This window comes from Methylobacterium sp. BI1 (assembly GCF_056680125.1).
In genome coordinates this window covers 1,761,312-1,776,577 of sequence record NZ_CM155267.1, presented here as the reverse complement: position 1 = coordinate 1,776,577, position 15,266 = coordinate 1,761,312, and the positions used below count along the sequence as shown (strand labels likewise).

Annotated in this window: 12 protein-coding genes; 4 read left to right on the top strand and 8 right to left on the bottom strand. The window is 68.1% G+C overall.

The genetic code is table 11. The annotated features are described in order from the left end of the window. Positions 1-74 precede the first annotated feature (74 nt). From AC1MGR_RS08365 to AC1MGR_RS08340, 6 genes are all read right to left on the bottom strand, one after another. Positions 75-1,535, bottom strand: coding sequence for a methyl-accepting chemotaxis protein (locus tag AC1MGR_RS08365; RefSeq protein WP_480234280.1), 1,461 nt, complete (start codon positions 1,533-1,535; stop codon positions 75-77). A gap of 447 nt (positions 1,536-1,982) precedes the next feature. Next, positions 1,983-3,143 carry a GGDEF domain-containing protein gene (locus AC1MGR_RS08360; protein ID WP_480234279.1) on the bottom strand — a complete coding sequence of 387 codons (1,161 nt, stop codon included), beginning with the start codon at positions 3,141-3,143 and terminating at the stop codon, positions 1,983-1,985. A 119-nt stretch (positions 3,144-3,262) separates the two neighbouring features. Next, a complete protein-coding gene (locus tag AC1MGR_RS08355) occupies positions 3,263-4,099 on the bottom strand; it encodes a PAS domain-containing protein (protein ID WP_480234278.1) in 837 nt (278 codons plus the stop codon). Between the two features lie 446 nt (positions 4,100-4,545). Beyond that, entirely contained in the window at positions 4,546-6,885 is a 2,340-nt protein-coding gene (locus tag AC1MGR_RS08350; RefSeq protein WP_480234277.1) for a putative bifunctional diguanylate cyclase/phosphodiesterase, read from the bottom strand. Positions 6,886-6,943: 58 nt separating this feature from the next. Next, positions 6,944-7,720 carry an RNA methyltransferase gene (locus tag AC1MGR_RS08345; protein WP_480234276.1) on the bottom strand — a complete coding sequence of 259 codons (777 nt, stop codon included), beginning with the start codon at positions 7,718-7,720 and terminating at the stop codon, positions 6,944-6,946. Positions 7,721-7,832: 112 nt separating this feature from the next. Next, positions 7,833-8,381, bottom strand: a complete 549-nt coding sequence (locus AC1MGR_RS08340) for a formaldehyde-activating enzyme (protein WP_108034599.1) — start codon at positions 8,379-8,381, stop codon at positions 7,833-7,835. Between the two features lie 392 nt (positions 8,382-8,773). On the opposite strand from AC1MGR_RS08340, the gene AC1MGR_RS08335 reads away from it, so the two are divergent. From AC1MGR_RS08335 to AC1MGR_RS08320, 4 genes are all read left to right on the top strand, one after another. Next, the gene (locus AC1MGR_RS08335) at positions 8,774-9,337 is read left to right on the top strand and encodes a TadE/TadG family type IV pilus assembly protein (RefSeq protein ID WP_181259577.1); all 564 of its coding nucleotides are present in this window, start codon (positions 8,774-8,776) and stop codon (positions 9,335-9,337) included. Between the two features lie 7 nt (positions 9,338-9,344). Then, positions 9,345-9,998, top strand: a complete 654-nt coding sequence (locus AC1MGR_RS08330) for a TadE/TadG family type IV pilus assembly protein (RefSeq protein WP_108034597.1) — start codon at positions 9,345-9,347, stop codon at positions 9,996-9,998. Between the two features lie 14 nt (positions 9,999-10,012). Further along, positions 10,013-11,362, top strand: a complete 1,350-nt coding sequence (locus tag AC1MGR_RS08325) for a pilus assembly protein TadG-related protein (RefSeq protein WP_181259576.1) — start codon at positions 10,013-10,015, stop codon at positions 11,360-11,362. 152 nt (positions 11,363-11,514) lie between these two features. Next, the gene (locus tag AC1MGR_RS08320; RefSeq protein ID WP_108034595.1) at positions 11,515-12,726 is read left to right on the top strand and encodes an NADP-dependent isocitrate dehydrogenase; all 1,212 of its coding nucleotides are present in this window, start codon (positions 11,515-11,517) and stop codon (positions 12,724-12,726) included. 394 nt (positions 12,727-13,120) lie between these two features. Here the strand turns inward: AC1MGR_RS08320 and AC1MGR_RS08315 are convergent, their stop codons facing one another. Together AC1MGR_RS08315 and AC1MGR_RS08310 are read right to left on the bottom strand one after the other, a co-directional pair. Further along, a complete protein-coding gene (locus tag AC1MGR_RS08315) occupies positions 13,121-13,444 on the bottom strand; it encodes a plasmid stabilization protein (RefSeq protein WP_480234275.1) in 324 nt (107 codons plus the stop codon). Positions 13,445-13,480: 36 nt separating this feature from the next. Further along, a complete protein-coding gene (locus tag AC1MGR_RS08310; protein WP_480234274.1) occupies positions 13,481-15,097 on the bottom strand; it encodes a histidine kinase famiy protein in 1,617 nt (538 codons plus the stop codon). Positions 15,098-15,266 lie beyond the last annotated feature (169 nt).

Sequence of the window (15,266 nt, the reverse complement as noted above, 5' to 3'; positions counted from 1 at the left end):
TAGGCCGGGAGGGGGTTCGGCTTCGGCGCGGCCGGGACGCTTTGGCCCGGACGCGCCCGATCTCTCGAGCCGGCTCAGTTCGCCTTGAGGTACTTCTGCATGCTGGCCCCGAGCCCGGCGGAATGCGCCTGGAGCCTGTCGGAGATCCGCCGGACCATCTCGGCGAGCTGACCGGTCTCCCCGGCGGCGGCCGAGACGCCGGTGATGTTGGACGACATCTCCTGGGTCGAGGCCGCCTGCTGCTCGACGGCGCTCGCCATGGCCAGGGTGAGCTTGGAGAGTTCGGCGACCTCCTCGGTGATCTGGCGGATGGCCGTCACTGCCTCCCCGGTCGCCCTCTGGATGGCGTGCACCTTGTGGGTGATCTCGCCGGTCGCCCGGGCGGTCTGGCCCGCGAGTTCCTTGACCTCGGTGGCCACCACCGCGAAGCCGCGCCCCGCCGCACCGGCCCGCGCCGCCTCGATCGTGGCGTTCAGGGCGAGGAGGTTGGTCTGGTCGGCGATGGACTTGATCATGCCCACCACCGCATCGACCTCGCCCGCATTGGTCGCGAGGTTGCGCACGGTGGTGTCCGTGGCCGCCGCCTGGGTGGCGATCTGCTGGGTCCGCTCGGAGACACGGCCGACCTGTCCGGAGATCTCGTGGATCGAGCTCGTCATCTCCTCCGAGCCGGCGGCCACCGAATTCGCCCGCTCGCTCGCCGCCTCGGCCGACCGGTTCAGGCCTTGCGCGGACTCCTTCATCTCGCCGATCGCCGTCCCGAGGGCATCGACCACGCCGCCGACCTCCTCGGCCATCGCGAGCTGTGCCGTGACCACCGACCAGGTCAGCATCGGGCCGACATAGGCGCCGTCCGCATCCATGATGGCGGAGACCTGGAGGTCGAGGGTCTCGGGGCCGACCCGGATCTTGGTCCGGTGCGGCAGCCGGCTCGCATCGGCCAGCATGTTCCGCTGATGGTGCGGGTTCTTGTGAAAGACGTCGAAGGACTGACCCATCATCTCGGAAGCCTTGATGGGCAGGTAGCGTTCGATTGCCTCGAGGGTCTTGCGCGAGGTGGTGTTGAGATAGTTGATCTTGAAGTCGTTCTTCGGATCGGCGGTCATCACGGCAACCGGCATCTCGTCGATCATCCGCAAGAGCCGACTGGTCTCGTTCTTCTTCGCCGTGATGTCGCTGGCGAACTTGACCACCTTGAACGGCCTGCCATCCGGCCCGAGGATCGGGTTGTAGGTGGCTTCCAGCCAGACCTTGGCGCCGGACCGAGCCCGGCGCAGGAACTCGCCGGACGCGAACGTGCCCGCCTGCAGGCGCGTCCAGAACGCGGCGTAATCCGCGCTGCCCGCCACCTCGTCGCCGACGAAGATCCGATGGTGCTTCCCCTTCAGGTCGTCCAGATCGTAGCCGATGACGGAGAGGAAGTTGGGGTTCGCCCGCAGGATAGTCCCATCCATGGCGAACTCGATGATGGCCAGCGATCGCGCGAGCGCGTCGAGGGTGGCCTGGGTCTCGTTATAGGCAGATCTGCGAAACATGGGACGACTCTCGGAAGACGTCCTGATCCTCTCATCGTTCCTCTAAGTCTGCGTTACGCTGATCCTGGACTTAGCTGTGTTCTATGAAGGCTTTCTCTGCACGGAATCGTAATCTTAGGTCTAAATTCCGATGTCCTTTGAGGCTATGACATAAAATAGCTCAGCGAAGATCTTGCTCGGTGTTCAAATGGCGACGATTGGATGATGCGCAATTCGATTGATCGGCACAAAAATCCAACAAATGACTGTTTCAAGGTGGACTTTACTTGGAACGCTCGGAGCGAAGCCGGCGTGTGTCTCCCGCTGTCCCGATCGTGGCACGGGCCGGCGCAGCCGGTCTCGGCCCACGCGAGCCTGCGGGGACGCTCCGAGAGCTAGGGTCGGAGATCGTCGGGTCGGCAGCGCCACGGGTGGATGAGGCAGGCCGTCAGTGCCGGCCCCCGGCCTTCAGGCCGCGGCGGAGAGGCCCTGCGGGCTCGCGGCCTCGATGCGGTTGCGGCCGAGACCCTTGGCCCGGTACAGGGCCGCATCGGCGCTGGCCAGCAGCGCGCTCAGGTCGCTGCGGTCCAACGCCGCGAGACCGATGCTGACCGTCGCCGGGATGCCCGGCCCCTCCGCCCGCGCGGCGGCGGCGAACCGGCTGGCGATCAGGGCACCGCGACTCAGCGCCTGGTGGCGATCGCAATCGGGGAGGAGCGCGGCGAATTCCTCGCCCCCCAGGCGGACCAGGAGCGCATCGGGACCCGCGCTGGCGCGGGCGGTGTCGGCGAACAGCTTCAGGATCGCGTCGCCCGCCGGATGGCCGTAGCGGTCGTTGATCGCCTTGAAGTGGTCGAGGTCGAAGGCGAGGAGCGCGACGGGGCGCCCCGGGCGCTCCCGCAGCATCCGGTCCCCCTGCTCGAAGAAAGCGTGGCGGTTCGCGAGCCCCGTGAGCTGGTCCGTCTGCGACAGGCGCAGGAGGTGCTGCTTCTCCTCCTCGCGGACGAGGGCGAGGAATGACATCGGCATCGCCACCGAATACAGCACCGCCTCGTACATCGTCGCCTTGGCCACGATGAGGAGCATGTCCGGGCCGTAATGCCGGACGAGGACGGGGGCCACGAAGGCGCGGCCGAGATAGAAGACGGCGTGGACGGCGGAGATCGAGACCGCCACCGGCCGGGACCGCAGGCCCCGGGCTGTCCGGCTGCGCAGGAGGAGCCAGGCCGTCAGGCCGCAGGCCAGCGCGATGGGAAGGGCCGAGACGTGGTTCCAGAAGGCGGTCGGGAATTGTGTGCCGGCAACCGCCCACAGGATCGCGAGGGCCGCCAGGGCGACGAGGGAGGCGCGCAGGTGCCGCCGGCCGTCGAGGCTCGCCGCGGCGTTGAGGACCAGGAGATAGCCCGACACCATCAGGAGGTTGGTCGCCCCCATGCCGAGGGCGATCGGCACGCGGCTGCGGTTCATCGCGACGACGCAGCCCAGGACGAAGGCCACGAGGCCGGCGGCCAGGACGGCGAGACCCTGCGCGCGGGCCGGGTGCGCCTGCCGCTCCCAGAGCAGCAGCGCGGTCGACACCAGCAGCGTCCCGATCGTCAGGTACCAGAGGGTTTGGAGATCGATCTGCATCGCTTCGCCTGTCTCACGGCGAAGCTTACCGGCTCGGAGACGTCAGGTCCTTTATGGTTCCCGACGAATCGGCGACATGGTTCGCGCTGGGTTAAGGCGCCATCGGCGTCCGGGCAGCCTCAGGGGCGCGCGTCCTCCCGGAGCCCGATGCCGATCACCGCGCCCTCCAGGCGGGAGAACCGGATCCCGGCCTTGCGCAGGGTCTCCACCGCCTTGTTGCGGGATTGCTGGGCCGTGCCGTCGAGATGCTCCTCCATGCGCTTCACCGTCGAGAGGGAGAGGCCGGAGGCGTTGGCGAGATCGGACATGGACCAATCCAGCAGGGCTCGGGCGGCACGCAGGTGCCGCCCATCGATCGCCCGGTCCAGGCTCTCCTCGCGGGCAAGGCCGGACAGACCCGTGTCCAACCCCGTCGACCGGCCGGCACCGGTCCAATCCCCGCTGCCCGCTTCCGGCAGGTCCGTCGGCCCGGCAAAGGCCAGGTTGGCCTCGCCGAAGAGGCTCGCCGTGCCCCCTTCCCCGAACAGGACCCTGCTGCGGCGCTGGTCGGCCAGGCGCGCCTGCCGGAGACTCTCGTGGTCCGTCACATCCAGGACGACGCCCGCGGCCCCGCGCGGTCGCCCCTGCGGGTCGAAATAGATCTCGTTTCGTACCGACAGGACCCGCATCGCGCCGTCCGGCCGGCGGAATCGCACCGTCTGATTGCCGAGGGCGGTACCCTGGATCAGGTCGGCGCCGGTCTCCAGTTTCGCGCGGTCCTCCGCCAGGACCAGGGCAACCAGCAGTTCGTAGCTCGGCCGCGTGGTCAGTGGGTCGAGGCCGAGGAGATTGTACAGGCCGCCCGACCAGACGTGCTGGTTGTCGGCGAAATGCCAACCCCAGGTGCCGGTGAGACCGTGGCTTTCAATCAGGTTCAAGAACTGGGCCGGAGAGAACTTGAGATTGTCGACGTGCATGTCCCCGAGACCCGCTGAAACTTTCAAATGATAATGTCATCAATTGAGCATGGCTGCAAATCAGACTAGTCAAATCGGATACCGTCATTTCTGAGCCATTTTGGCTCAAACTGAGCTGAATTCACGGTTTATATTTTGAATATATGGTGTTCGCTCTGTGCGTACGGGTGTTGTGGGACCTTTTTTAGTCGTGGTTATTGCCGGCTGCACCGAGGGCCATCCGCGGCCGTGTCTTCGTGGACGCAACCGTGGCCGATTCTGCGTCTCCGGGGTATCGAAGCACGTCGATCTGCGGGTGAGGTCGTGAACGTTCACTGCGACGTCTGAAGGATGCGCGCCAAGTCGCTGTTTCGCGGGTGATCGGGGCTGGGTTTCCGACGGTTGGGCAGGCGCCGCGGACCGGCGATGGCCCGCCTCGTCCCACCTTCGTGCCCCGCCCGCCCGACTCAGGCGATCTGCAGGGCCGGCTCCGCATCCGCGTCGCCGAGGAGGTCGGGGCGGTTGCGCAGGAACCAGGGGACGCGGCTCGCCGGCATCGGCTTTCCGTAGAGGTAGCCCTGGACGTTGGTGCAACCCCCGTCCCGCAGGAAGGCGGCCTGTTCGGCCGTCTCGACGCCCTCGGCCGTCACGTCGAGGGCGAGGCTTCGGCCGAGCTGCAGCACGGCGGTGACGATGGCGGCGTCGTTGGCGTCGCGCTCGAGGTCCCGGATGAAGCTGCGATCGATCTTGATCTCGTCCACCGGGAACTGTTTCAGGTGGGTGAGCGAGGCGTAGCCGGTGCCGAAATCGTCGAGGGCGACCCGGATGCCGGAGCCGTGCAGGGCGGCCAGCACGTCGCTGACCCGGTCACCGTGGCTGCCGAGGAGGACGGTCTCGGTCACCTCGACGCCGATCCGGCTGCGTGGCAGGCCCGCGGAATCGACGTCGTCCAGGAAGGTCCCGGCGAGGTCGCCCTGGGCGAACTGCGCCGACGAGAGGTTGAGGAAGACCCGGCCGGGATCGAGCCCGAGGCTCGTCCAGTGCAGGAGGTCGGCGATGATCCGCCGGCGTAGGACGTCGCCCACCGCGACGCCGATCTCGGGATCATCGAAGATGGCCGAGAAGGCGCCCGGCGCGAGGAGGCCGCGGGTGGGATGCTGCCAGCGCGCCAGGGCCTCGAAGCCGATCACCGCCCCCGACACCAGGTTGATCTTGGGCTGGTAGTGGGGCTCCAGGCCGCCGCCGCCCTCGAGGGCCGCGCGCATCTCGCGGGTCATCGCCACCCGCTCCTCGATGTTCGCCCGCAGGGCCGACACGAACAGGGTCGCGCGGTTCCGCCCCGAGGCCTTGGCGGCGTAGAGGGCGAGGTCCGCGTTGGTGAACAGGTCGGCCGAGTTCCCGGCATGGTCGGGATAGAGGGCGAGGCCGAGGCTCGCCCGCGGTGCCACGATCCGCCCGCTGATCGGCATCGGCGGGTGCAGGACGTCGAGGATGCACTCCGCCAGCTCGTGGATGCGGGAGCGCCCCGCCCCATCGCGGCCGTTGCAGATGACGACGAACTCGTCGCCGCCGAGCCGGGCCACGAGGTCGTCCGGTGCGATCACGCCGCAGAGGCGCAGGGCGACCTCCTTGAGCAGGGCATCGCCGGAATCGTGCCCGAGGGTGTCGTTGATCTCCTTGAAGGCGTCGAGGTCGAGCAGGATCAGGCCGACCGGCGTGGCCCGGGCTTCGGCCTGGGCCAGGGCCGTCTCCAGGGTGGCCTGGAACAGCGCGCGATTGGGCAGGCCCGTGAGCACGTCGTGATGGGCGGCCGAGCGGATCTGGGCCTCGGCGGCCTTGCGGCTGGTGATGTCCACGAGGCTGGAGACGTGACAGGCGGTGCCGTCGATCTGGACGCACTCGATCGAGAGCAGCACGTCGCGGCGCTCCCCGGTGAGGACGACGATGCCGGTTTCCCAGTCGCGGATCGCCTGGCGCCGGTCGAGCACCGCCTGCATCCTGCGGCGGTCGGCCGAGGCGAGGAAGTCGCGGTTCGCGTAGTTCGCCAGGGTATCGCCGGGGGCGAGCCCGAAGAACTGCACCCCGGCATCGTTGGTGCTGACGATCTTCCCGGTCGCCGCCAGGGAGACGACGATCGGCACCGGCACGGCCCGGAACATCGTCTCGAACAGCTCCCGGCTCTCCGCGAGCTCCAGCCTCGCGCGACGCTCCACGTCGGTCGCCGTCCATTCCAGGCGGCGCAGGCGGTTCGACCGGGCGATGTAGAGCAGCACCGTCAGGTGGCCGAGGCCGAGTTCGATCGCCATGCCGAGGCTGATCTCGGCGGGAGACCGCACCGTGAGAAAGCCCGCCACGAGGATGAGGGCCGAGACGCTGCCGGTGAAGGCCGTCGCGACGAGGCTCAAGGGCATCACGAGCATGAAGACGGTGGGGATCAGCAGCGCTGCTAGGAGCGGGATCTCGGGACGCGCCAGGCAGAGCGCGCCGAAGCCCAGGCCCACGGCGGCCTGCCAGGGGGGAAGCCAGCGCCGCAGCGTCGCGAAGTCCGTGACCCCGCGCAGGGCCAGGAGACCGCCGAGCGTCGCCGCGAGGATGCCGAGTTGGGTGGCCAGGATCGCCCCGACCCCGGTGCGGGCCTCGCCCCGGCTGAGGTCGTCGATGAGGAGCAGGAGGTCGATGACGAGGCAGGCGACGAGGACCGCCCGGGTGTGACGCAGCGTCGAGGGCAGCCGCTCCGACCGGAACGCCGTCTCGTGGGCACGGGAGGCGAAGTCGCCTGCGAGAGTGATGAGCCGATCGGTCGTCATGGCGAACGACCGTGACACGCAAATATCGCGCAGGGGTTAAGACTGCCTGTGCTTGGCTCTATTTCACGGGCCGCGGCCCGCGCGCCGTCAGGGCCCGCAGGGCGCCCCGCATCGTGCGCACGTCCTGCTCGGTCATGGCCATGCGGTGGAGCATGTCGCGCATGTTGCGGGCGATGATGTCCCGCTTCTCCGGCGGGTAGAAGCCGGCGGCGGCGAGGCTGTCCTCCAGGGTGCCGAACAGCGAGGCCATGGCCTCGCGGGTCGCCGGGGGCGACAGCATCTCGCCGGTGAAGGGCAGCGCCGAGAGTCCGGCCGCCCGGCGCCACTCGTAGCTCATGAGCAGCACCCCCTGGGCAAGGTTGAGGGAGGAGAAGCGGGCATCGACCGGGAAGGTCACGATGGCGTCGGCCAGCGAGACCTCGTCGTTGTCGAGGCCGGAGCGCTCCCGGCCGAACAGGATGCCGACCCGCTGCCCGCTGCGGGCCACGACGTCGCGCATGGCCTCGTCGGGCGCGTAGACCCGCTTCATCTGCCCGCGCTCGCGCGCCGTCGTCGCCAGAACGTAGTGCAGGTCCGCGATCGCTTCGCCGAGGGTGGCGTAGACCACCGCACCGTCGAGGATATGGGTGGCCCCCGAGGCGGCCTCGCGCACGCCCTTCTTCGGCCAGCCGTTCTTCGGCGCCACCAGCCGAAGCTCCGACACCCCGAAATTCGCCATGGCCCGGGCGGTCATGCCGATGTTCTCGGCGAGCTGCGGCTGGACCAGGATGATCACGGGCCCGGCGGCCGGGGCGTTGGCGGTCTCGTTGTCGGGTGATTCGTTCTCGGGTGTCATCGGTTCGGTCGTGTTGGGATCGGGCGTTTGCGGGGCGGCGTGCATCCGCGCCGTCTGGCACGCGGCGGGCGCGACGGCAAAGCGCCGCCGGCCCGGGGAGGCCCGAACGGGCTCAGATCTTCCCGTCGAGGCCCATCTGGTAGTATTTGTGGACGATCTTGTCCTGGTTCTCCAGGAGCCAGTCGATCGAGGGCTCGTTGGACATGGCCTTGCGGATTGCCTCGGTCATGCCCCGGCGCTGGATGTCGAACAGCGCCTTGTGGTCGACGGTCTCGGCCTCGATCACGCCCGGGCTCAGCCAGACCGAGCAGATGATGCCGAGGTCGTTGGCTTTCTCCTTCGGGATGTAGCCGGCCCGCACCGCGTCGAGCACGCCGTTGGCGATGGCGAACTGCACCGTTCCCATCAGGATCGAGGTGTACTTGCTCTCGGTGACGCTCACCTTCGAGACGCAGAGCGTCACCGGACGCACCATGATGTCGGTGTTGAGCAGGGCGAAGACGCGGCTGTGACCGACGACCTGGTCGCCTGTGAGGGTGGCGAGGGCGGTGCCCACCGGACCGTCGAGTTCGCCGATGATCACCTCGGGCTCGGAAGCCGTGTTCGGCGGTCCGCCCGCGACGAGGGCCTCGCCGGCGCGGAGGATGATGCGTTCGCTCATGGGATTCTCTCAGGTCAGCGGAGGACGGGACGGCCGGGGCAGTCCCGCGCGGCGGGCAGATTCCGCGTGTGGGCGCCAATGTCCAGCCCCGTGGCCGCATGAGAGTTCTCGCCGCGCGCCGAAGCAGGCGTCCGCCCCGCTCCGGCCGTGGCCCGGTCACGGTGGAGTCACGGCGTTGCGGGGATGCCGGAGACCTTCGCGGAACGCAGTAATCCGACTTTAAGGCTTGGGGTGCATCGCTGGTCGATACGGGATCTCGGCACCGACTGTTCGTAACGACACCAGAGGAACCCTCCCGTCGGACCGTGATGGCAAGGCCAAGCGACCCGCGTCATCAGAACTCGATCGGTTTCGGCACTCTCATGTCTTGCGGCGCCAAGAAAAAGGGCTGGATGAGCCGCTTTCGCCGATCGTCGAGCGGGGCGACGGCCGTCGAGTTCGCCCTGGTCATGCCGCTCTTCATCCTGGTCTTCGTCGAGATCCTACAAGGCGGCCTGTACGTCTTCTGCTACGCGGCCCTGGAGAAGGCCACCGCCGATACCAGCCGGACGATCATGATCGGCGCTCTGACCGATACGGCCTCCACCTCCAACGGCTTCCGCACCTCGGTCGTCTGCGCCAACCTGATCGCCGGGCTCTCCTGCAACAACATCGTCACCAGCCTGCAGACCACCACCCTCACGGGCGCCGGTGGCGGCTACTCGGTGTTCGTCAATGCCGCGGAGACGAGCCTCGTCCCCGTTACCATGGACAATAGCCAGACCGCCTACTGCACGGGCGGTCCGGGCACCTACGGATACATCCAGGTCTTCTACGCGGTGCCGCTCTTCAGCCCGATCTGGATCGCGCTGAAGATGGGCACCCCCTGGAACGGGTCGTCGGTCGTGTTCGCCCGGGCGGCGGTGGCCTTCCGCAACGAACCGTTCACCACCGCCAGCGTCTCGAGCGGGTGCTGACGCCGCCATGAGCCTCCAAACCCTCAGGCGCTTCGGACGGGACGGGCGCGGCATCGCGATCGTCGAGTTCGCGCTGATCCTGCCGCTGCTGATCACGCTCTCGGCGGTGACCTTCGATCTCGTCCGCTACGTCATCTACATGCGCAAGGTCGAGCTCGCGGCCAGCACCCTGGCCGACCTCGTGGCGCGCAACGACACCGGCAAGATCACCCAGACCGACATCCTGGCGATTTCCCGGTCCCAGCTGGTGATGTTCCCGGAGGCGATGTCGGCTGCCAAGGACGCGAACGTCTCGGTCTGGACTCTGCTGAAATGGTCGCTGTCGGGGGTTCAGTTCACCCAGACCGTCCCCAGCTGCACCGCCAACTGCACCTACACGCCGAAGGTCACCTGGACCTCGGGCCAGAAACGGTCCTGCACGACACCGCCCGTACCGGCGCCCAACACGGCGGGGCCGAGTCCGACGACGTTGCCCAGCGACACGTTCGGCCCGGGCTTCCTCGTCGTGGCCGACGTGGTCTTCAGCTACCGGCCGCTCATCCTCCAGTCCGTCGTCGGCCCGATCGACATCGCGAAGTCCTTCTACTTCGCGCCGCGCTACGTCACGGCGATCACCTTCGATCCGAGCGGCGGGATCAATTCCGCCAATGCCTGCCCCTGATGAAGGCATGTCCCATGCGCGCCGACTCCCCGCACCGCATCCCTCGGCCCCGGCACCTGCTGCGGCGCCTGCGCGATGACACCGGCGGCAACGTCCTGATGGTCTTCGCCCTGGCGCTGATCCCGCTGATCGGCCTGACCGGACTGGGCATCGATTACGTGCGCGGCATCAACTACCGCACACACTTCGACCGCGCCGCCGATGCGGCCACGATCACCGCGATCGCGACGGCCCGCGACTACATCTCCACCAATCCCAAGAACGAGACCGACCCGACGGCCTCGGCCCTGGCGCTGGCCAAGACGCGCGGGCTGGCGGCCTTCCAGGTCAATGCCGGGGCGATGCTCAACAGCATGCCGCTGGTCCCGGACCTGACCGTCACCCGGACCGCCGGCGTCATCACCGCCCGGGCGACCTACGGCTCGAGCTTCGTCTCGCCCTTCAGCAAGGTCCTGGGCGATCTGACGGCGATCCAGGTTTCGGGCAAATCCACCTCCAGCCTGACGCTCAGCAACTACGCCGATTTCTACCTGCTCCTCGACACCTCTGGCTCGATGGGGTTCCCGACCTCCAGCACGGCGCAGACCCAGTTCGCCAAGCTCAACCCCGACATGGCCGATGCCAAGGGCAACAACTGCGCCTTCGCGTGCCACTTCTCCGGCTGGAAGGGCTTCAACCTCGCCAAGAGCAACAACATCGAGCTGCGCATCGCCACGGTGAGCAACGCGGTGCAGCAACTGATCGCCAAGGCCCAGACCAACCAGACCCTGGTCAACCAGTACCGGATCGGGCTCTATCCATTCGTGAGCTACCTCGAGACGGCGGCCGACATCACCACGAACCTGGGTTCCCTCACGACGGTGAACCTCGAGAACTACATGGATATCGGCGACTCGACGGTTCCGCGCGGCAGCGGCGGGACGCATTACGAGAACGTCTTCACGACCATCAACACCAAGATCAAGGTCATCGGCGACGGCTCCAGCGCCGCCAAGGCGCTGCCGTTCGTGTTCTTCATCACCGATGGGATCGGCAACAACCAGTACTGGGACAACAAGACCGGCTGGACCGGATCGCAGGCGAAGCTCCTCGATCCGTCCCTGTGCAAGACCCTGAAGGACAAGGGCGTCACCGTCTCGGTGCTCTACATTCCCTACGTGCCCCTCGCGATCCCGTTCAATACGAATGTCGGCTACGAGAACGTGGTGGTGAACGGGCTCATTCCGAGCGTTCCCCAGACCCTGCAGACCTGCGCCTCCCCGGGCTACTTCCGCACGGCGAGCTCGGCCAGCGAGATCCAGGAGGCGTTGAACGCGATGTTCGACCAGGCGACCCGCAAGGCCCGCCTCGTCGCCGGTCCCTGACAGGCCAAAACTTTTGTCATGGCCCTGGGGGGAGCCGCCTGCTTCCGCCCCGGGACCACCCGGGCTAAGGACGGCGCCAGATCGGCATCCGGCTTGCGTTCCGCAGGCGTGCGACGCCGGTGAACGCCCCGGCCCAGGAAGGTGTGCTGCAGATGGACAAGATCAAGGTTGCGAACCCGGTCGTCGAACTCGACGGCGACGAGATGACCCGGATCATCTGGAGCGAGATCAAGAACAAGCTGATCCACCCCTACCTCGACCTCAACCTCGAATATTACGACCTCGGCGTCGAGCACCGTGACGCCACCAACGACCAGGTCACCGTCCAGGCCGCCGAGGCGATCAAGCGCCACGGCGTCGGCGTGAAGTGCGCCACCATCACCCCCGACGAGGCCCGGGTGAAGGAGTTCAACCTGAAGGAGATGTGGAAGTCGCCCAACGGCACGATCCGCAACATCCTCGGCGGCGTCATCTTCCGCGAGCCGATCATCTGCAAGAACGTGCCCCGCCTGGTCCCGGGCTGGACCCAGCCAATCGTCGTCGGCCGCCACGCCTACGGCGACCAGTACAAGGCCACCGACTTCAAGGTGCCGGGCAAGGGCCGCCTGACCATCAAGTTCGAGGGCGAGGACGGCACGGTCATCGAGAAGGAAGTCTTCAAGTTCCCGAGCCCCGGCGTCGCCCAGGCGATGTACAACCTCGACGACTCGATCCGCGACTTCGCCCGCGCCTCGATGAACTACGGCCTGAACCGCAAGTACCCGGTCTATCTCTCGACCAAGAACACCATCCTCAAGGCCTATGACGGCCGGTTCAAGGACCTGTTCGAGGAGGTCTTCCAGAACGAGTTCAAGGCGAAGTTCGACGCGGCCGGCATCACCTACGAGCACCGCCTGATCGACGACATGGTGGCCTCGGCCCTCAAGTGGTCGGGCGGCTACGTCTGGGCCTGTAAGAACTACGACGGCGACGTGCAGTCCGACACCGTGGCCCAGGGCTTCGGCTCGCTCGGCCTGATGACCTCCGTCCTGCTCACCCCGGACGGCCAGACCGTCGAGGCCGAGGCGGCCCACGGCACGGTGACCCGGCACTACCGCGAGCACCAGAAGGGCAAGGAGACCTCGACCAACTCCATCGCGTCGATCTTCGCCTGGAGCCGTGGACTCGCCCACCGCGCCAAGCTCGACGACAACGCGGCGCTCGCGAAGTTCGCCAACACCCTGGAGACGGTCTGCGTCGACACCGTCGAGGCCGGCTTCATGACCAAGGATCTGGCCCTGCTCGTCGGCCCCGACCAGAAGTGGCTCTCGACCACCGGGTTCCTCGACAAGGTCGACCAGCACCTGAAGACCGCGATGGCCTGACAGGGCTCACCCGGGCGGTTCCGTCCGAGCGTTCGCGGGGGGCACTGGGCTACCCCGCGTTCGATTGTAGAGGCGTCCGCGCGGGCGCGTCCTTCGGCGAATGCCCACGCAGCGCACCGTCATCCCGGGGCCGCGGAGCGGAACCCGGGATCCAGACACACAGGTGGTGCAGGACTTTCCATCGGCGGCGGTTCTGGATCGCACGCCTCCGGCGAGCCCCTCCAGGACCGGGCTCGCCTGCGGCGCTCCGGAATGACGGGGGGCCGCCCGCGATCGCCTGGACCGTCGATCGATCGCGCGCCAGCAGCTCAGTGATCGACCCATTGATCGGACACCCGAGACGGGTCGGATCAGCCGGTCCTCCGCGCTCAGTCCGCCATGACCGAGACAGCCGTCAGGAGGCGTGCCGCGCGGCCTCCGCGTTGCGCTTGCGGGTGACGGCGGCCTTCTTGGCGGAGGCCGAGCGCTCCTCGGCGCTGCGACCGGCCGAGGCCTTTCCGCCGACCTTGCCGCCGCGATGGGCCGCCGGGTGGCTGCTCGCCTTGCCGCGGCCGGAGCCGCCGGGCTTCTTGCCGCCGCCGTCATCCTTGTTGACGGTCGCCCAGGCCCGCGCCTCCGCCTCCTTCTCGGGCACGCCGCGCGCCGCGTAGGACTCGGCGATGTGATCCGCCTTGCGGATCTGCTTGTCGGTGTACTTCGACTTGTCGCCCTGGCTCATCGCGAACCCACTCCGCTGGAGGACCCGGGCGGGGCGTCAGCCGACCGCGGCGGGCCCGTCGAGAATCGCCCGGACGCGGCGGACCAGGTCCGTCCGGCGGTAGGGCTTGTTCAGGAGATCGAACTCCGAACCCCCGGCATCGGTTCGCTCCAGACTGGCCTCGGCATAGCCGGTGGTGAGCAGGACCTTGAGCTCCGGGCGCCGGCGCTTGGCCTCGCGGCCCAGGGCGATGCCGTTCATGCCGCCCGGCATGATGAGGTCGGTGAACAGCAGGTCGATGGCGTTCCCGCTCTCCAGCACCTCGAGGGCCTCGCGGCCGTTCTGCGCCATCAGGGTGCTGTAGCCGAAGTCGCGCAGGATGGTGCGGGCGAGCTCGGCGACGTCCTCGCGGTCGTCGACGATGAGGATCGTCTCGGTGCCGGACCCCTCCTGGGGGCCTTCCGCGGCGGGCGCGGCTTCCAGCACCGCGGTCTCGGTGGCCGGGAAGGACAGGCGCACCACGGTCCCCTCCCCGAGAACGGACTCGATGCGCGCGGCGCCGCCCGACTGCTTGGCGAAGCCGTAGACCATCGACAGGCCGAGCCCGGTGCCCTTGCCCTCCTCCTTGGTTGTGAAGAACGGGTCCATGACCCGGGCCAGCACGTGGGCCGGGATGCCGCTGCCGGTATCGGTCACGCTGATGGTGACGTAGCGGCCGGGGGCCAGGGGCCCGGCCACGTCGCCGGTGATGACGTGGTTCTCGGTCCGCACCGTGAGGCGGCCGCCCTCCGGCATCGCGTCGCGGGCGTTGATGAAGACGTTGAGCAGTGCGACCTCGGCCTGGTTCGGGTCGACCCGGCAGTTCCACAGCTCGGGGCCGAGGTCGAAGGCGAGGCTGATGGTCTCGCCCAGCGTCCGGCCGGCCATATCGGCCATGCCCTGGACCAGGGTGTTCAGGTTCACGGAGCGGCCTTCGAGCCGCTGCTTGCGGGCGAAGGCCAGCAGCTGCTGCGTGAGGGTGGTGGCGCGCTCGGCGGCGGTGCGGATATTGTCGGTGGCGCGGCGCAGGCGGTTGCGGTCGGCCGTCGGATCGTCGAGGCCGGCGCCCAGGATGTCGACGTAGCCGACGATCACCTGCAGCAGGTTGTTGAAGTCGTGGGCGATGCCGCCGGTGAGCTGGCCCAGAGCCTCCATCTTCTGCGCCTGGCCCAGGGCCTCCTCGGCGTCGCGCCGGCGCGAGACGTCGAGCTGGGAGGCGAAGAAATACACCAGCGTCCCGTGCGCGTCGTAGATCGGCGAGACGAAGAGCGCGTTCCAGAACGGCGTGCCGTCCTTGCGGTAGTTGATGATCTCGGTGGCGACGTTCTCGCGGGCCGCGATCGCCCGCGCGAGTTCGCGCACCGCCCCGCGATCGGTGTCCGGCCCCTGCAGGAAGCGGCAGTTACGGTCCAGCACCTCGTCGCGGCGGTAGCCGGTCATCTCCAGGAAGGCATCGTTGGTGAAGATGATCGGATTGTCGGGCAGGCGCGGGTCGCTCACCACCATCGGCATGCGCGAGGCCGCCACGGAGGCGAAGAAGAAGGCCGCTTCCGGGCTGATCGGGGTCTCGGCCGGGGATGGGATCGGGTCCTGCGCGAGCGCCCCGTTCGGCGGCATCTTGGGCGTGTCGATCATCGTCGCGCTATCACATCGGCGGGGCTTGTCAGGCGAACCTTCTGGCAGGCGATCCTGACAGGCCGCCCCTTACACGGGTCAAACACCCGGCGCCATCATCGTTCCCTGCACCGGCGGCGACATCCACCGGCCGGCATGACGATTCGGAGAGGGACCGCCGCGCGCGGGG